Below are 17103 nucleotides of genomic sequence, written 5' to 3'. Positions count from 1 at the left end.
GCCCATGGCGAATCGACTGGCCCACGAGACCTCTCCCTACCTCCTCCAGCACGCCGACAACCCGGTCGACTGGTGGCCGTGGTCGGCCGAGGCGTTCGAGGAGGCGCGCAGGCGGGGGGTGCCGGTGCTGCTCAGCGTCGGGTACTCGAGCTGCCACTGGTGCCATGTGATGGCGCACGAGTCCTTCGAGGACCGGGAGACCGCCGAGTACCTGAACGCGCACTTCGTGAACGTCAAGGTCGACCGGGAGGAGCGGCCGGACGTCGACGCGGTGTACATGGAGGCCGTACAGGCGGCGACCGGGCAGGGCGGCTGGCCCATGACCGTGTTCCTGACGCCGGAGGAGGAGCCCTTCTACTTCGGCACCTACTTCCCGCCCGCCCCCCGCCACGGCATGCCCTCCTTCCGGCAGGTCCTGGAAGGCGTGCGAGCCGCCTGGGCCGACCGGCGGGACGAGGTCACCGAGGTCGCCGGGAAGATCGTGCGGGACCTGGCGGGGCGGGAGCTGAAGTTCGCGGCGGTCGACGCGCCCGGGGAGGACGAGTTGGCGCAGGCGTTGCTGGGGCTCACCCGGGAGTACGACGCGGCGCGGGGCGGCTTCGGCAGGGCGCCCAAGTTCCCGCCCTCGATGGTGATCGAGTTCCTGCTGCGGCACGCCGCGCGCACCGGCTCCGAGGGCGCGCTGCAGATGGCGCGGGACACCTGCGAGCGCATGGCCCGCGGCGGTATCTACGACCAGCTCGGCGGCGGCTTCGCCCGGTACTCCGTCGACCGTGAGTGGGTCGTGCCGCACTTCGAGAAGATGCTGTACGACAACGCCCTGCTGTGCCGCGTGTACGCCCACCTTTGGCGGGCCACCGGTTCCGAGCTCGCCCGGCGCGTCGCCCTGGAGACGGCCGACTTCATGGTCCGCGAACTGCGCACGAACGAGGGCGGATTCGCCTCGGCGCTGGACGCCGACAGCGACGACGGCACCGGTTCCGGCAAGCATGTCGAGGGGGCGTACTACGTCTGGACGCCCGAGCAGCTGACCGAGGTGCTCGGCGAGGAGGACGCGGCGCTCGCCGCGCACTACTTCGGGGTCACGGAGGAGGGCACGTTCGAGGAGGGAGCGTCCGTCCTGCAACTACCGCAGCACGAGGGCGTGTTCGATGCCGAAAGGATCGAGTCGGTCAGGGATCGGCTGAATGCGGCGCGTGCGGGCCGGCCCGCCCCCGGCCGCGACGACAAGGTGGTGGCCGCCTGGAACGGCCTCGCCGTCGCCGCGCTCGCCGAGACCGGCGCCTACTTCGACCGCCCCGACCTGGTGGACGCCGCCATCGCCGCCGCCGACCTCCTCGTACGCCTGCATCTGGACGAGCGCGCGCGGCTCGCGCGGACCAGCAAGGACGGGCAGGTCGGGGCGAACGCGGGGGTGCTGGAGGACTACGCGGACGTCGCCGAGGGGTTCCTGGCGCTGGCGTCGGTCACGGGGGAGGGGGTGTGGCTGGAGTTCGCCGGGTTCCTGCTCGACCATGTGCTCGTCCGGTTCGTCGACGAGGAGTCCGGGGCGCTCTTCGACACCGCCGCCGACGCGGAGAAGCTGATCCGGCGGCCGCAGGATCCGACCGACAACGCCACGCCGTCCGGGTGGAGCGCGGCGGCGGGTGCGCTGCTGAGCTATGCCGCGCACACCGGTTCCGAGCCTCATCGGACCGCCGCCGAACGGGCGTTGGGCGTGGTGAAGGCCCTGGGGCCGAGGGCGCCGCGGTTCATCGGGTGGGGGCTGGCCACGGCGGAGGCCCTGCTCGACGGGCCGCGTGAGGTGGCGGTCGTCGGACCGGAGGGGCATCCGGGGACCAAGGAGCTGCACCGGGCGGCGTTGCTGGGGACCGCGCCGGGCGCGGTGGTGGCCGTGGGGACCACGGACAGTGACGAGCTGCCGTTGCTGGCGGACCGTCCTCTGGTCGGCGGTGAACCGACCGCTTATGTATGCCGTAACTTCACATGTGATGCTCCGACGACCGATGTCGACCGGTTGCGTTCGACCCTCGGAACGGCTCCGACTGGCTGAAAGTCGCCGGTCAGGGGCGCGGAGCAAGGGTGCACAACTGACCGGAAACCGCGAGGTGTGCGGACACGTCCGATTAGGTGTTCTACCGAACGGAAACACGCTTTTTATCGGAAGGGTCCCCGGGGTTCACAGTTTCCCCCTAGTCTCTCCACAGTGACGCGACGGGAGTAACTCCTGTCGCGACAGGGGGTATTGGGATCCGGGGGGATCTATCTTGCTGACGTCCGTCTTCATTGCCGTCGTCTCGCTGGTCCTGTTCTGGATGGCGGCCTTCACCTTGTGGTGGCAGATGCACGCGTGGCGAACGCCCGAAGTGCTCGCCTCCACCCGTTTCAGTAGACCGGACGGCGACGAACATGTGTCGTTCTCACTGCTGCTGCCGGCGCGCCATGAACAGGCCGTACTGGACCACACCATCCAACGACTGCTCGAATCCAGCCACGACGACTTCGAGATCATCGTGATCGTCGGGCACGACGACCCGGAGACCACCGCGGTGGCCCGGGCCGCGGAGGGGCGCGACCCGCGCGTCCGCGTGGTGGTCGACCACCACGAGAAGAAGAACAAGCCGAAGGCCATGAACACGGCATTGCCGCACTGCCGCGGTGATGTCGTCGGGGTCTTCGACGCCGAGGACCAGGTCCATCCGGAGCTGTTGTCCCACGTCGACCACGCCTTCCGCACCACCGGCGCGGACGTCGTGCAGGGCGGGGTGCAGCTCATCAACTACAACTCCAGCTGGTACAGCCTGCGCAACTGCCTGGAGTACTTCTTCTGGTTCCGGTCCCGCCTCCATCTGCACGCGCAGAAAGGGTTCATCCCGCTCGGCGGCAACACCGTCTTCGTCCGCACCGACGTGCTGCGCGCGGCCGACGGCTGGGACCCCAACTGCCTCGCCGAGGACTGCGACCTGGGCGTCCGGCTCTCCAGCGTGGGCAAGAAGGTCGTCGTCGCCTACGACTCCGACATGGTGACCCGCGAGGAGACCCCCGGCAGCCTGATGTCCCTGATGAAGCAGCGAACCCGCTGGAACCAGGGCTTCCTCCAGGTCTACCGGAAGCGCGACTGGCGCCAACTGCCTTCCTTCCGGCAGCGGTTGCTCGCCCGCTACACACTGATGACGCCCTATCTCCAGGCCGTATCCGGGGTGATCATCCCCCTCAACGTGGGCATCGCGCTCTTCCTCGACGTCCCCGTGGGCGTCGCCTTCATCACCTTCCTGCCGGCCGTGACCGCCCTGGTCACCTTCGTGTTCGAGGTCGTCGGGCTGCACGACTTCGGCAAGCAGTACGGGCTGCGCGTCCGGTTCGTCCACTACGTCAAGCTCATCGTGGGCGGCCCCTTCTACCAGGTGCTCCTCGCCTTCGCTGCCGTACGCGCGGTGTGGCGCGAGCAACGAGGCCGCAACGACTGGGAGTTGACCAGTCACGTCGGCGCACATCTCGCGAACGTGAACCGAGAGGACGTTCCTGCGTGACCTCCACACTTCCCGCGGCGGCCAAGACGAAAGTCAAGGTCCCCGCGCAGCGGACACCTGCGCCCACAGTCGGTTCGACAGGTCGAACAAACGATTCCTCTCCCGTTTCGCCCGCGCCCGGGACACCACCGAAGCGCCTGCGGAACTCGCCCCCCGACCTGGTCCTCTGCGGTCTCCTCCTCGTCGCGATCATGATCGTGCAGGGCTGGAACATCGCCGACTACCCGACCCTCAGCGACGACGAGGGCACCTACCTCGCCCAGGCCTGGGCCGTCCAGGAGGGCAGGGGCCTCGCCCACTACACCTACTGGTACGACCACCCGCCCCTCGGCTGGATCCAGCTCGCCGTCCTGACCTGGATTCCCGCCCAGCTCGCCCCCGAGTCGATGACCGTCGGCTCGATGCGCCTGGTCATGCTGCTGATCAGCGCGGTCAGCGCCGTCCTCGTCTACGTCCTCGGCCGCCGCCTCTCGCTGCCCCGCTGGGCCGCCGGCCTCGGCATGGCCCTCTTCGGGCTCTCTCCGCTGTCGGTGGTGCTCCAGCGGGAGATCTTCCTCGACAACATCGCGGTCATGTGGACGCTGCTGGCCTTCTGCCTCGCCGCCTCGCCCAGCCGTCACCTCTGGCACCACTTCGGTGCGGGCATCGCCGCGGCCGCGGCCGTGCTCACCAAGGAGACGATGCTCCTCGTCCTGCCGGCCGTACTGCTCACCATGTGGCGGCACAGCCACCGGGACACCCGGAAGTTCGCCATCACCGGCGCCGTCACCGCCTGCACCCTGATCGGCATCTCGTACCCGCTGTTCGCCCTGCTCAAGGGCGAGTTGCTGCCCGGCGCCGGCCATGTGTCCCTCTGGGACGGCATCGTCTACCAGATGAGCCGCCCCGGCTCCGGCTTCATCCTCACCGAGGGCACGGGCTCGTACGGCGTCCTGCAGTCGTGGCTGTACTACGACCGCGTGCTGCCGCTCGGCGGACTCGCGGGCGCCCTGCTCCTGCTGGTCACCTGGCGCTGGTCGGTGACCGCGCGGGCCCTCGCCGGTCCCGCGCTCGCCGTCGCGATCCTCGCCGGAATGGCACTGCGCCCCGGCTACCTCCCCGCCATGTACGTCCTCCAGGCGCTGCCCTTCCTCGCGCTCGTCCTCGCGGGCGGCACGGCGAGCGTCACCCACGGCGTCCTGCGCCGGTGGCGGAGCACGACCGAGAAGCGGGCCCTGACCTGGGCACGGCACGGTGTGGCCCTCGCCCTGGCCGCCGCCGCGGCGGCGTACGTCGTCCCGCGCTGGTACGACGGCAACCACACCGCGATGACCTTCAACGCCAACGCCCCCTACCAGCAGGCCGCCAAGTGGCTCGGCAGTGAGATCGAGGACCCGGCGGGCACCCGCGTCCTCGTCGACGACGCGCTCTGGCTCGACCTCGTCCACGAGGGCTACGAGCCCGGCCTCGGCGTCATCTGGTTCTACAAGGCCGACCTCGACCCGGCGGTGACGAAGACGATGCCACGCGGCTGGCGCGACCTGGACTACGTGGTCGCCTCCCCGACCGTACGGCGCGACGCGGTCGACCTGCCCAACGTCAAGGGCGCGATGGAGAACTCGACCCCGGTGGCCACCTTCGGCACCGGCGAGGACCGGATCGAGATCCGCAGGATCGACACCGGCGGCGACCGTACGGATGGCACCGAGGCCACCGGCGACGGCGACCGCATCCGCGAGACCGAGGCCGCTGGAGGCGACCGATGAACAGCGGAAGCTACGAGTCCACCGCACCCGGGGAACTCGGCGATCCCGCCGTGCGGGGTGCCGAAGTTCCCGAGCCCGGGGCCGTCACCATCGTCGTACCGACCTTCAACGAGTCCGCCAACGTACGGGAGTTGCTGCACCAGATCACCGAGACGGTCCCCGGGCGGCTGCCCTGCGAGGTCGTCTTCGTGGACGACTCCACCGACGACACCCCCGAGGTGATCGACAAGGCCGCGCAGGACTGCCCGTTCCCGGTGACCGTGCTGCACCGCGACGAACCCGTCGGCGGTCTCGGCGGCGCGGTGGTCGAGGGGATCAAGGCGGCCACCTCCGACTGGATCGTCGTCATGGACGGCGACCTGCAGCACCCGCCGTCCCTCGTACCGGAGCTGGTGGCGACCGGGGAGCGGTCGTCGGCGGGTCTGGTGGTCGCCTCCCGCTACATCAAGGGCGGCAGCCGCGCCGGACTCGCGGGCAGCTACCGGGTGGCCGTCTCACGCGGGGCGACCTGGCTCACCAAGTCCCTCTTCCCGCGCCGGCTGCACGGCATCAGCGACCCGATGAGCGGCTTCTTCGCGATCCGCCGCAGCGCCGTCACCGCCGACATCCTCCAGCCGCTCGGCTACAAGATCCTCCTCGAACTGGCCGTGCGCAGCCGCCCCCGGCAGGTCACGGAGGTGCCCTTCGTCTTCCAGGACCGGTACGCCGGCGAGTCCAAGTCGACCGCGCAGGAGGGCCTGAGGTTCCTGCGCCACCTCGTCGGACTGCGCACCGCGTCGCCGCTGGCCCGCATGATGGTCTTCGGGCTGATCGGCGTCACCGGCTTCCTGCCGAACCTCGCGGGCCTGTACGCCCTCACCTCGGCCGGGATGCACTACGTCCCCGCCGAGATCCTCGCCAACCAGCTCGGGGTGCTCTGGAACTTCCTCCTCATCGAGCACCTCTGCTTCCGCGAGCGGCGCCAGTACCGCAAGGGGTGGGACCGCATCGGCCGGTTCGCGTTGCTCGCCAACGCCGACCTGGTGCTGCGTATCCCGCTGATCGCCCTGTTCGTGGGCGAGTTCGGGATGGGCGCGCTGCCCGCGACCGCGCTCGCCCTGGTGACGACGTTCGTCCTGCGTTTCGTGGGGACCGAGGCGCTCGTCTATCTGCCCCGCAAGAAGTCCCGCCGCGGGGAGCGCGGCGGGCGGAAGCGGGCCGAGAGGCATGCTGAGCGGTCCGGTCGGTCCGATGAGACCGATCGCTCCGGGCAGCCTGCGGAGCCCGAGCAGTCGGCAAGGAGAGCCGCGTGAAGAACCACCTGAAGAACCGGTTGACCGGCTGGATGAGATCCAGACCGAGACCCAGACGCAGAACCGCCCTGCTGGCGGTCGGAGCCCTCGCCTCCGGCCTCCTGCTGATCTCACCCCAGCCCGCGTCCGCCGCCAACCTCATCCAGAACCCCGGCTTCGAGACGGCCGGTACGGACGACATGCCGTACTGCTGGAAGAAGTCGGGCTGGGGCGACAACGACTTCACGTTCACCACGACCTCGGACGCCCACTCGGGCGCCAAGGCCATGAAGGTCGAGCTGACCCGCCGGGTCGACGGCGACCGCAAGGCTCTGATCACCGAGTCGGCGGCCTGCGCGCCCTCGGTCACGGTGGGCAAGCAGTACGACCTGGCTCTCTGGTACAAGTCGACGACGCCGGACACGTCCATCACGCTCTTCCGGCACGACACCACGGCCGGATGGCAGTACTGGACCGACCTCAAGACGCTGGAGATGGCGGGCAGTTGGACCGAGGCCACGGTCCGTACTCCCGCCGTGCCGACCGCCACGGACCGCATCGCCTGGGGTGTCTCCGTCTACGGCACGGGCTCTGTCACCACGGACGACTACACGATGGACGTGGTCGCCGACCCCGTCCCCGAGCCGGAGTGCACGGGCACGCCGGACGAGTGCCTGAACGGCCGCTGGGACGTGCTGCCCACGCAGAACCCCGTCCGCTCCATGCACTCGGTCGTCCTCAACAACGGCAAGGTGCTGCTGATCGCCGGCTCCGGCAACAGCGAGGAGATGTTCGAGGCGGGCACCTTCACCTCGGCGGTGTACGACCCGAAGAACGGCACGTACAAGCAGATCCCGACGCCCGACGACATGTTCTGCGCGGGTCACGTCCAGCTCGACGACGGCCGGGTCCTGGTCATGAGCGGCAACAAGGGCTATCCGTCGGCCGACGGCACGATCGGCTACCAGGGCTACAAGGACTCGTACATCTTCGACCCGGTGACGGAGACGTACAGCAAGACCAACGACATGAACGACGGCCACTGGTACCCGTCGGCGACGATCCTCGGCAACGGTGACGTCATCTCGTTCGGCGGCCTGAAGGAGGATTCGACCGGTTCGGTGACCGCCGAGCTGTGGTCGGACGCCGAGCAGAAGTGGCTCGAACTCTGGAAGGTCAACCAGACCTGGTCGTACTGGGGCCTGTACCCGTCGATGATCCTCATGCAGGACGGCCGCCTCTTCTACTCGGGCAGCCATGTCTTCGGCAACAACATCCCGGGCACGGGCTCGGCGATCTACGACTACGGCGCCAACACGGTCACGCAGGTCCCGGGCCTGCAGCGGAAGGACGAACGCGACCAGTCCGCGAGCGTGCTGCTGCCTCCCGCCCAGGACCAGAAGGTCCTGACGCTCGGCGGCGGCAACATCGAGTCCAACCCGGAGGCGAACCGCCTGACGGACGTCATCGACCTGAAGGCCGCGAACCCGGCGTACGTCGCGGGCCCGCCGATCCCGCAGGGCACGGTGGACCTCGGCAACGGGAAGGTCGCCCAGACGGGCGACCAGGGCAAGATGTACGTCTCGGCGGTGCTGTTGCCCGACGGCAAGGTGCTGGAGACGGGTGGCGCGCTGCACAACCGTGCCGACCCGGTGTTCGAGACATCGATCTACGACCCGGCGACCAACACGTTCGACCCGGTGGCGACGGACCCGGAGGAGCGCGGCTACCACTCCTCCGCGTTCCTCCTCCCCGACGGTCGGGTCATGACCACGGGCGACAACCCGGGCAACGGCACCTGGAACCACGACGTGTCGATCTACACCCCGCCGTACCTGTTGAAGGGCCCGCGACCGAAGATCACGTCGGTGATCGACAAGGAGTGGGTCTACGGCGACACGCAGCGCATCACGGTGGACCGGCCCGTCGCCAAGGCGGAACTGATCCGCCCGGCGGCGGTGACCCACTCCTCCGACCCGAACCAGCGCTTCGTGGACCTGCCCTTGTCCGTCGACGGCAACAACATCGACCTGAACGTGACGAGCAATCCCAACCTGGCCCCGCCCGGCTGGTACATGCTCTTCGCGGTCGACGCGAACGGCGTCCCGTCGGTGGCGGAATGGGTTCACCTCCAGGGCCCGACCGCCCTGGCCCAGGCCTCCGGTGACGCCCCCTCGGCTCACGTCCACGACTTCGCGGACGCCCCTGAGGGCAAGACCACGGGCCCGCTGAAGAAGACCAGGTCCAAGAAGGTCAGCCCCACGGTCTCCGGCTGCGACCGCCACTACGGCACGGCGAACGTCTGCGTCCCGACGGCCTTCCCGGCGGAGGTCAAGAAGACGACGGCGTCACGGTGCGCGTGGCTGAAGAAGAACGACTACGGCCGCCTGAAGGTCAACGGCAGGGACGACCCGCTGAAGCTGGACCGCAACAGGGACGGCCTGGCGTGTGGGAAGGCGGATTTGAAGCGAACCTAGGGGCGCGGGGAACCGCGCGACCTGCCACATACGGCCCGCGGTGACCCACTGCCGATGTCCTCGGCCCCGTACCAGGCGACATCCGCCGGGCACGGGGCCGTGGTCTGACCTGTGGCTGTTACGCGCGGCCGACGAGGTGTGCGGCCCCGGGCGAGGCTTGAACGGGTTGACGACAGGACTTGCAGGCCCGCGCTCGTGTCTTCGCCCGCTCCACGGCTACGGCGGATCGGGAAGTCAGGGCGACTGGATCAGTGGTGCTGGCGTTGGTCACGTCGAAGGCAGGAAGCCGACCGGGATGGTTGACTTCCCCATGGTGATCGCGCATCGCAGAATGTGCAGGTGATAGCAGCCGCGATGATCATCCTGGGTCCGCTTACGATATCGATCATGGGCATCATTCTGGCTACTGACTACCGTGGGTGGCGGGATGCGGTGGCCAAGGTGCACGGGGGAGTCTGGAATGCCGGCTACCCCAAGTCCTACGCGATCTTCCGGTACGTGGGGCTGGTGGCGGCGTGGGCAGGAGCCGTTTTCGCCGTGGGGGCCACGGCGCTCGTGATGTTCATCCACGCGAGGAAGTAGCGAACCGGCTCGTCGGGCCGTGGGAGGGCGCTCGACGACGACCAACGCTGACAACCATCGACAGTCAAGTCGCAGGTCACAGCGTTGGTAGGTTACACAGCCTCAGGTCAGGGACCCAACCCTCTGCTTCTTCGGCCACCGATGGCACTCAACGGCGTTGACTGGGCCATCAGGACTCCGCCGACCGCGCGGCTACCATCCGAGCAGGGGAACTCATGGGGATTGTGGTCTGTCTTGGGCTCGTCACTCTGGCCGGGTACATGGTGCGGAGCGCCGTCATGGTGTGGCATGACCCCCACCGGGCACGGACGGAGGCCGACGGGTGGGACCGGCTCGGCAAGCGTGGGGCCTGGGCGGTCACGCGTGGCATAGTGCCCGTCGCTGCCATGTTCACCTGCGTGGCCCTCATGATGCTCTCAGCTCTCGGAGCCGATACCTGGGGCGCCGTTCGCGGCCCCCTGGAGACCACGGGGACCGTGTTCTTCATCCTGATGTTGGTCTGCTGGGTCGTGATCGCCTCGACAGCCGTGTTCAACAGGCCCAGGTTCCTCATACCGCCGTACCTGCGCGACAGGCGCCGTCTGTAGCGACGAACGGAGGACAGGCAGGCGGGGGCCGGGACCACTGTCGGCCAGGACGCGCACTGTGCCGCTGGCGACGGTCACTTGACGCACACGGCGATGGCGTGGCCGAGGCCGACGTCACCACGGCGCCGACTCCGCGACGCCGACTCCGCGACGATGGGCACGGCGGATCACCCGTCCGTGTCGGCGTCACCGCTCCGCCCGGCCTCCGGCTCCCTGGTGAGACGGGTCGCAAGGTGGTAGGCGACGGCGACGTCCTGGTATTCCTGACCGGGCACGACCGGGTCCGGAAGGTGGGTGCGATCGCTGTGGCTCGTCGACTCTCGCTTTTCGGTGCCGGGGAAGCGGACGACTGCCCGGGGTTCCTGCGTGAAGCGGAGCCGTTCGGCGTGGACCGTCGACCGGAATGAGATGTCCCCCACCGGGCTCCCGGCCCCAGCCTCTCGCGTTCAGGGCGGCTCCTCCGGCTCGCCTGCGGTACGTGGGCGACTGGACCTTGGCGGCAGCTTCCCGTCCTCTCCGCGCACCCGGCGCGTGCGGGTGCCGCCCTGGCTCCGGGCGGCTCGGCGCTCTCCCCTCGTGCCCTTGCGCGCCGCACGCGGCTCGGTCGGCTCGGTCCGTTCAGCGGTGGCGTCCGCCGTCTCGGCGGCGTGCGCGACGGCGTGGCCGCCGTCCCGGACCGTGTCGCCTGCTGCTTCCGTCACACCCGCGGCCTGTCCGGCCACGCTCCCGGCGGTGCCGCCCACCGCCTCGCCGGCGCTTCCGACGGTCCGGCCCACCTCATGGCCGACGTCCTCCACCGCGCGCCCGGCACCACCGCCCACGTCCCTGAACGGCCCGCCCGGCTCCCTGGCCGACATCCCGCGCCACGGAGCCGACGCCCCGACCCACGTCCTGGTCGGCAACCCCGGCACCACCGCCCACGTCCCTGAACGGCCCGTCCGGCTCCCTGGCCGACATCCCGCGCCACGGAGCCGACGCCCCGACCCACGTCCTGGTCGGCAACCCCGGCACCACCGCCCACGTCCCTGAACGGCCCGTCCGGCTCCCTGGCCGACATCCTGTACGGCCGCTCCGGCGCCCTGGCCGACCTCCTGGACGGCCCTTCCGGCACCCGTACCCAGCTCCGCCACGGCCTGACGGGCTCCGCCGCCGACATCCTGCACGGCGGACCCGACTCCGCGGGCCAGCTCGTGCAGGATCTCCGGGTTGCGGTCGAGCGTGGTGAGCACTCGGTCGATGATCTTCGCGACGTGGTGGAGACGCACCTTGAGCTGGGCCTGTGCCTCGACGCCCGAGATGCCCAGGTGCACCCGGCCGAGCGAGACGTCGGCGCCCACATTCAGCTTGAGCAGATCCAGTACCTCGGCCTGCAGCGAGACATGTGCCCGCAGGTCCTCGACGTCCAGGTCGATCTCGTCGACCTTCAGGATCGGAACGTCGAGGAAGACGTCAGGGCTCGCACCGGCCGCGTCCTCCTCGTCGTAGGACGGCGGCTCCTCTTCGAACGCTGCCGGCTCCTCGGCGTAGGCCTCGGGATCGGCGTACTCGTCACTGTTCTCGGTGTCGAGGTCGTCACCGTGCTCGTCGGCGTAGTCCTCGATGGGGCCCTCGTCGTTCTCGGCGTTGCCGCGCATCGCCACGCCTCCGCGGTTTTAGAGTATATTTCGACCATTTTCATCGATGCGCGCCAACCCGAAGCTTGAGCCGTTCCGCCGCAGGTCAGGGGCATCGTCCGGGAAGACCGGGAGCGCGCGCGTGCAGTGGGACCTCGCTCCGTGACGGAATAGCTGAAGTCGTGAGATCTCGGGGCCTCCGGAGTGAGGTTCCCCACCTGAGGCATGGGGAAGCCCGAGCGCTGTGGTGATCCGTCTCCATGGTCATCGAAGGGTGAGGACCTGTAGGTTCGTTGCCATCGAGTGCCGGGTTCGTAGGCACGGTGCTCCGTACCTACGCGTATCTGCGGATGTAAGGGAGTGGCTCCCGAAGTGTCGTCACCGCGTGAGTTCCTTGGCTTCGAATTGGTGCGGCGGGGTTATGACCGTCAGCAGGTCGACCTCTATCTCGCAGCCCTGTCTGAAGCCGACTCGTCAGTGGGCCCGCCTTCGTTCCGGGTCGTGCGGCGGGGTTATGACTGCCGGCAGGTCGACGAGCGCATCAGGGAACTCCTGGCGGACCGAGGCGTCGGCGGAGGTGAGGGGGTGGCTCCCGAAGTGTCGTCACCGCGTGAGTTCCTTGGCTTCGAATTGGTGCGGCGGGGTTATGACCGTCAGCAGGTCGACCTCTATCTCGCAGCCCTGTCTGAAGCCGACTCGTCAGTGGGCCCGCCTTCGTTCCGGGTCGTGCGGCGGGGTTATGACTGCCGGCAGGTCGACGAGCGCATCAGGGAACTCCTGGCGGACCGAGGCGTCGGCGGGTAACTGTCCCTGTCGTGCGAGACGGTGGCGTCAGCGCCTCGCACCACGAGCCCCGAAGCCGGCAATCCGCTCCGACGTTTTTGCCTGCCTGCCTGCCTGCCTGCCTGCCTGCCTGCCTGCCCCGCACCGCTGTCACCAGAAGGATCACGATCTCGGCCGGAGTGCTGCGCCGTAGCAGCAAGGGTTTTGGGCATGCGGCGGCGAAGTGCGTCTCCGGTACACGGGTGAACGACTCTCTACAACCTGCCGCCCGCAGCCGCGCATAGCGCCAACCCGCAGACAGCGCCCGGGCGATCGCCTCCCGCCTCACCCCGTGCGGAAGTGTTCGGCTTCGGCGAGGGTGAGGGTCCGCTGCTGAGCCCGGTGGAGATTCTCGAAACCACGGTCCTTCGGCCGGGGGCCCCATGGCGCCGTTGGGTGGGCAGGCCGGGTACCTGCCATGTCCCAGCCGGGCGGCACATCCGTGTTGCAGGCCACCCAGGGGCGTGATCACATCTTCCCGATGCCGCAAAAGGGATATTCCGTTGTGGCGACGAGGGCAGGCCGACCCGGCCTGCCAAGCCCCTGGGAGGATCACATGTCTCACCTCATACTCCGTTCCGCCGCCGCCCTTGTGCTGGCTGCCACGCCCCTCCTCGCGGCCGCGCCCGCGCAGGCTGCTCCCCAGCGGCAGCTGCCCTGCCAAGCCGACATCCAGAAGACCGACAGCGACCTGACCAGTACGGTCACCCTCACGGTCACATGTGACGTGGACAAGACCGTGGGGGCGAGGATCACCGTCGGGGAGACCGTGCTGGTGAACCTGCAGCAGACCGTGCGCGCCCATGTGGAGGAGCGCCTCACCCTCACCATCCCCCGCGTGCCGCGCGTGTGTGCCACGCTGCAGGCCGACGGGGAGACGACGACGGTCTGCACACCCTGACTGCCGCGCCGACAGGGGGGGGCTCCGGCCGGGACGACAGCGCCGGCCGCACCCGAGCACCACCACCGGTGCCACCTGCCGGCCCGGACTTTCCGCCCCGGACACCGAGTGCCGCTCGCGCGACCGCCCCACCCGCACCGTCTCCCTGTTGTCCCGTCACCGGCCGGTGCCCGCCGGTGCGCTTCATCCCGCAAGCGCAGGGAGAGAGCAGGGGGGCGGCCGTCGCTGTGGCGGAGGCTGACGGGCTGGTGGCGCGGCCAAGGACCGGTTCGCCGCGCCGGCATGGTCGGTGACGCGATGTCCAACCGGTCCCACCAACAGGAGATCGTCGCAGGAGGAAGCGGTTCAGGGCTGTCTTCGGCCGGGCGCCGCTTCCACCACACCGCCGACGAGCCCGCGGGACCGGCTGAGACGCCGGCAGCCGCCCGCTCGTACCGTGCGGTCCTCGTCCTGGCGGGTGCCGTCATCGCCTTCATGGGCCCGCGCAGGGCGCTGCGGCGGCGGTGACCGCCCGCCCTTCTCGCTCTCGCCGGGCCGCACGGGTGAACGCCTGAGCACGCTGGTGTGGCGGCAGATCCGCACCGCATCGACGCAGGCGAAGGGACGGTCCGGTCCGATTCACCACCCCTCTGCACCCATGTGAACGGAGATGCCTGCCGTGCGAATGACCGACATCCAGCATTGCGAGGCCCGGCCGGGACTCCTCGTCGAGTGGACGCTCGATCAGGAGGTCATCGAGACAGCGACGGGTCTGCCAGAAGATTCCCGACCACCGGCGTATGTCCAGGAGTCGCACATCCGGACGGCCAAGTCGGTGAGCGAGGACGGCCTGTTCGTTCCGACCTGGCTCGGCACGGTGTTCGACATGCCGGGCGTGGTCGATCTCGACGTACTGCAGGACGCACTGCGGACCTGGACCCTGCGGCACGAGACGCTGCGCAGCGGCTTCCGCTGGGCCGACGACGAACTGCGCCGGTTCACGCTCGATGCCGAGGCCGTCGTACTCCATCGCGAGGTGGTCGGCGAGTTCTCCGACGTGGAGAGACTCGTGCAGCGCCTCCAGGACCGCTTCGACGTCGCGGCGAACGCGCTCAGCTGGCCGAACTTCATCTACGCGGCGATCGTCCGCGAGGACAGCACGAGCGTGTACATGGCCTTCGACCACAGCAACGTGGACGCGTACTCCATCCAGAGGATCCCCGCCGAGATCCACGAGCTCTGCGCGGCGGCCATCGAAGGCCGTCCCGTTCAATGGGCACCGGTCGGCAGTTACGTGGACTTCTGCGAGGTCGAGCGGGCAGACGCGGACCGGATCGACGACACGCACGAAGTCGTCGCCCGCTGGCGGGAGTTCATCGACCGGTGCGGCGGGGACCTGCCGAACTTCCCCGTCGATCTCGGCCTGGAACCCGGCAGCGCTCTGCCCACCCAGAAGCTCATGCACGACATGCTCGTCGACGCCGACGACATCGCCGCGTTCGACGAGGCCTGCCGGCCCTTCGGCGGGGTTCCGGTCGGCCTCCTGGCTGCCACGAGCCTCGTCGTCCACAAGATCGGCGGCGAACCCGCCTTCCGGACTGTCGTGCCCTTCCACACCCGCGCGCAGACCGAATGGCGGGATTCCGTGGGCTGGTACGTCGGCGGCGCGCCGATCGAGATTCAGACGGCACAGGCGGTCGATTTCCGGTGCGTCCTGAAGATGGTGCAAACCGCGGTGCGTGCCAGCAGGCCGATGGCCCGCATGCCCATCGGCCGGGTGCTGCGCCTGCTCGGCTCGGACTTCCGCCCGACGTCGCCCGACCTGTACTCGATCGTCTCGTTCATCGATGCCCGGCATATCCCCGGATCGGAGCGCTGGACCGAGCTGAAGGCGTACGGCCTGGTCAGAGTGTCCTACGGGGACAGGGTGTGCGCCTGGTTCAACAGGCTCCACGAGGGGCTGTACTTCGCCGGCCGCTACCCGGACACCGACGTCGCCCACAAGAACATGCGGCGGTATGTCGAGCAGATGCGGGAGGTCATCCTCGCGGTGGCCCGGAACGGCCCCGACGAGCCCGTCTGACGGGACCGACGTCGGTGTGGCCGCAGGCAGGGGTGATCACGGCCGGACAACGGGGCGATTCCCCTCAGCCCTCCATCAGACCCGAAGCGGTTCACTCCGTGCGCATCCTCAACGCGTCCCGCACGATCGCCTCCAACTGCTCGTGGTGCGCGCCCTTCCAGTACGCCCGCCCGCATTCGCCACACTGCGCGAACACGTCGTACGACCGTTGCGTCCCACCCTCCAGCCGATCCGCGACCTCCTCCTTCGTCGCCGACTTCAGCAGCCCGTTGCACGCGGTGCAGCGGGTCCACGGCCGTAGCTCGGGCGCGAACCGATCGAGTACATCGCGCAGTTGCTCCTCCGGCTGCGTGCTGTAGACGTACGCCCCGGCCCACAGCTCGCGCCGCCGCAGCAACCCCCGGTCGCGGCTGAGCATCACCCGCTGCTCGGCGGCGGACAGCGAGGCCAGCGCGGGGTCGCCTATGTCCGTGGACTCGTACGCCGCGTCCACCCCCAACAGCCGCAGCCGCCGCGCGAGTGTGCCGAGGTGGACGTCGAGGAGGAAGCGGAGCGGGGCGCCCGGGACGCGTTGAGGGCGGGAGACCGGCCGTACCACCACCGACTCGTCCGCGGTGGGGACGTGCGAGACGGGGATCGCCCGCCCGTCCACCACGAGCGCGCCCACCTCCGTCAGCGGCACGCCCAGAGACTCGATGACGTGACCGAGGGTCGAGACCCCGTCGGTCGCCACCCGGCTCGGGCCGCCGCGTCGCCCGTGCGGGACGAACAGGGCCAGCTCAGGGGCGAATTCGACGAGGATCTCCGGTCCGTTCACCGGGTCAGGATGCCACGGCGAGGGGCGGCGGGCCGTTGCTTTTCCGGTGGCTCCCGGAGGGTCACCGCTTCGGCAGGTCCTTGAAGGTGTCGAGGGTACGGTCGAGCAGCTGGAGCAGGTCGTCCTGGTAGTCGTGCTCGGCCCAGTAGACGACCCCCTCCAGCAGTGCGCCCATCAACCCCATGGCGAAGACCCGCACTTCGAGGTCGCCCTCGTCGCGGCCGGTGCGTTCCGCGAACGCCCGGCACATCATGCGGCCGGTGACGGACATGCTCGCCATGGCGTGGGAGCGCACGGCCGGTACCTCGGCCAGCAGCTTCATCCGCAGCTTCAGCTCGCCCAGTTCGAATCCCGGGTCGTCGGCGATCGCCATGGTCATGTTCTGCCGGATCGCGTGGCGCAGCGAGTCGAGCAGCGTCTCCTCGGCCGGACGTTCCTGCAGCAACCGCTCCACCAAGGGGTCGTACTCGTCCGTCAGGACGATGTCCTCCTTGGTGGGGAAGTAGCGGAAGACGGTGCTCGGCGAGACCTCCGCGCGCTCCGCGATCTGCTCGACGGTCGTGGCCTCGTACCCCTGCTCCTCGATCAGCTCGTACGTGGCGTTCCTGATCGCCCGACGTGTCTTGATCTTCTTCCGCTCCCGCAGGCTCAGCTGCCGGGCGCCCTCCGGGACGGGGGTCCTTGCCGTGGTCATGC

At 69.3% G+C, this 17103-nt stretch carries 15 protein-coding genes; 11 read left to right on the top strand and 4 right to left on the bottom strand.

Annotated elements, in window-relative coordinates:
- Positions 1-4 precede the first annotated feature (4 nt).
- From P8T65_RS16345 to P8T65_RS16315, 7 genes are all read left to right on the top strand, one after another.
- Complete coding sequence (locus P8T65_RS16345; protein WP_316726087.1) at positions 5-2053, top strand: thioredoxin domain-containing protein; 2049 nt, start codon at positions 5-7, stop codon at positions 2051-2053.
- A 214-nt stretch (positions 2054-2267) separates the two neighbouring features.
- Positions 2268-3530 (top strand): glycosyltransferase, encoded by a 1263-nt coding sequence (locus P8T65_RS16340; RefSeq protein WP_316726086.1) that lies wholly within the window; start codon positions 2268-2270, stop codon positions 3528-3530.
- Positions 3527-5275, top strand: a complete 1749-nt coding sequence (locus tag P8T65_RS16335; RefSeq protein ID WP_316726085.1) for a phospholipid carrier-dependent glycosyltransferase — start codon at positions 3527-3529, stop codon at positions 5273-5275. The genes P8T65_RS16340 and P8T65_RS16335 overlap by 4 nt, the downstream gene beginning before the upstream one ends.
- Positions 5272-6567, top strand: a complete 1296-nt coding sequence (locus P8T65_RS16330) for a glycosyltransferase family 2 protein (protein ID WP_316726084.1) — start codon at positions 5272-5274, stop codon at positions 6565-6567. Before P8T65_RS16335 ends, P8T65_RS16330 begins: the two co-directional genes overlap by 4 nt.
- Positions 6568-6599: 32 nt before the next feature.
- Positions 6600-9023: a galactose oxidase-like domain-containing protein gene (locus P8T65_RS16325; protein WP_316731607.1), complete on the top strand. Its 2424-nt coding sequence runs from the start codon at positions 6600-6602 to the stop codon at positions 9021-9023.
- Between the two features lie 387 nt (positions 9024-9410).
- Positions 9411-9605, top strand: coding sequence for a hypothetical protein (locus P8T65_RS16320; protein ID WP_316726083.1), 195 nt, complete (start codon positions 9411-9413; stop codon positions 9603-9605).
- 278 nt (positions 9606-9883) lie between these two features.
- Entirely contained in the window at positions 9884-10192 is a 309-nt protein-coding gene (locus P8T65_RS16315; protein WP_316726082.1) for a hypothetical protein, read from the top strand.
- A gap of 167 nt (positions 10193-10359) precedes the next feature.
- Here P8T65_RS16315 and P8T65_RS16310 read toward each other — a convergent pair whose 3' ends face one another.
- Together P8T65_RS16310 and P8T65_RS16305 are read right to left on the bottom strand one after the other, a co-directional pair.
- Complete coding sequence (locus P8T65_RS16310) at positions 10360-10611, bottom strand: hypothetical protein (protein WP_316726081.1); 252 nt, start codon at positions 10609-10611, stop codon at positions 10360-10362.
- 27 nt (positions 10612-10638) lie between these two features.
- Positions 10639-11826, bottom strand: coding sequence for a hypothetical protein (locus P8T65_RS16305; RefSeq protein ID WP_316726080.1), 1188 nt, complete (start codon positions 11824-11826; stop codon positions 10639-10641).
- Between the two features lie 339 nt (positions 11827-12165).
- Here P8T65_RS16305 and P8T65_RS16300 point away from each other — a divergent pair, with 339 nt between their 5' ends.
- The 4 genes from P8T65_RS16300 to P8T65_RS16285 all read left to right on the top strand — a co-directional run bounded on the left by P8T65_RS16300 (position 12166) and on the right by P8T65_RS16285 (position 15590).
- Complete coding sequence (locus P8T65_RS16300; protein WP_316726079.1) at positions 12166-12609, top strand: hypothetical protein; 444 nt, start codon at positions 12166-12168, stop codon at positions 12607-12609.
- A 574-nt stretch (positions 12610-13183) separates the two neighbouring features.
- The gene (locus P8T65_RS16295; RefSeq protein WP_316726078.1) at positions 13184-13528 is read left to right on the top strand and encodes a hypothetical protein; all 345 of its coding nucleotides are present in this window, start codon (positions 13184-13186) and stop codon (positions 13526-13528) included.
- A gap of 297 nt (positions 13529-13825) precedes the next feature.
- Positions 13826-14035 carry a hypothetical protein gene (locus P8T65_RS16290; RefSeq protein WP_316726077.1) on the top strand — a complete coding sequence of 70 codons (210 nt, stop codon included), beginning with the start codon at positions 13826-13828 and terminating at the stop codon, positions 14033-14035.
- Between the two features lie 157 nt (positions 14036-14192).
- Positions 14193-15590 (top strand): condensation domain-containing protein, encoded by a 1398-nt coding sequence (locus P8T65_RS16285; protein WP_399103112.1) that lies wholly within the window; start codon positions 14193-14195, stop codon positions 15588-15590.
- 91 nt (positions 15591-15681) lie between these two features.
- On the opposite strand, the gene P8T65_RS16280 is transcribed toward P8T65_RS16285, so the two are convergent.
- The gene (locus tag P8T65_RS16280; RefSeq protein WP_316726075.1) at positions 15682-16407 is read right to left on the bottom strand and encodes a Mut7-C RNAse domain-containing protein; all 726 of its coding nucleotides are present in this window, start codon (positions 16405-16407) and stop codon (positions 15682-15684) included.
- Between the two features lie 61 nt (positions 16408-16468).
- A complete protein-coding gene (locus P8T65_RS16275) occupies positions 16469-17101 on the bottom strand; it encodes a TetR family transcriptional regulator (protein WP_316726074.1) in 633 nt (210 codons plus the stop codon).
- Between the last annotated feature and the right edge of the window lie 2 nt (positions 17102-17103).

The sequence above is a fragment of the Streptomyces sp. 11x1 genome (assembly GCF_032598905.1).
Lineage (GTDB): Bacteria > Actinomycetota > Actinomycetes > Streptomycetales > Streptomycetaceae > Streptomyces.
The sequence above is the reverse complement of the archived record's forward strand: the minus strand, read 5'-3'. Positions and strand labels throughout refer to the sequence as shown.

Excerpts from the sequence above, each read along its gene's own strand:
- P8T65_RS16345 (WP_316726087.1), top strand. The coding sequence starts at position 5 with ATGGCGAATCGACTGGCCCACGAGACCTCTCCCTACCTCCTCCAGCAC.
- P8T65_RS16330 (WP_316726084.1), top strand. The coding sequence starts at position 5,272 with ATGAACAGCGGAAGCTACGAGTCCACCGCACCCGGGGAACTCGGCGAT.
- P8T65_RS16325 (WP_316731607.1), top strand. The coding sequence starts at position 6,600 with ATGAGATCCAGACCGAGACCCAGACGCAGAACCGCCCTGCTGGCGGTC.
- P8T65_RS16320 (WP_316726083.1), top strand. The coding sequence starts at position 9,411 with ATGGGCATCATTCTGGCTACTGACTACCGTGGGTGGCGGGATGCGGTG.
- P8T65_RS16315 (WP_316726082.1), top strand. The coding sequence starts at position 9,884 with ATGGTGTGGCATGACCCCCACCGGGCACGGACGGAGGCCGACGGGTGG.
- P8T65_RS16305 (WP_316726080.1), bottom strand. The coding sequence starts at position 11,826 with ATGCGCGGCAACGCCGAGAACGACGAGGGCCCCATCGAGGACTACGCC.
- P8T65_RS16295 (WP_316726078.1), top strand. The coding sequence starts at position 13,184 with ATGTCTCACCTCATACTCCGTTCCGCCGCCGCCCTTGTGCTGGCTGCC.
- P8T65_RS16290 (WP_316726077.1), top strand. The coding sequence starts at position 13,826 with ATGTCCAACCGGTCCCACCAACAGGAGATCGTCGCAGGAGGAAGCGGT.
- P8T65_RS16285 (WP_399103112.1), top strand. The coding sequence starts at position 14,193 with ATGACCGACATCCAGCATTGCGAGGCCCGGCCGGGACTCCTCGTCGAG.
- P8T65_RS16275 (WP_316726074.1), bottom strand. The coding sequence starts at position 17,101 with ATGACCACGGCAAGGACCCCCGTCCCGGAGGGCGCCCGGCAGCTGAGC.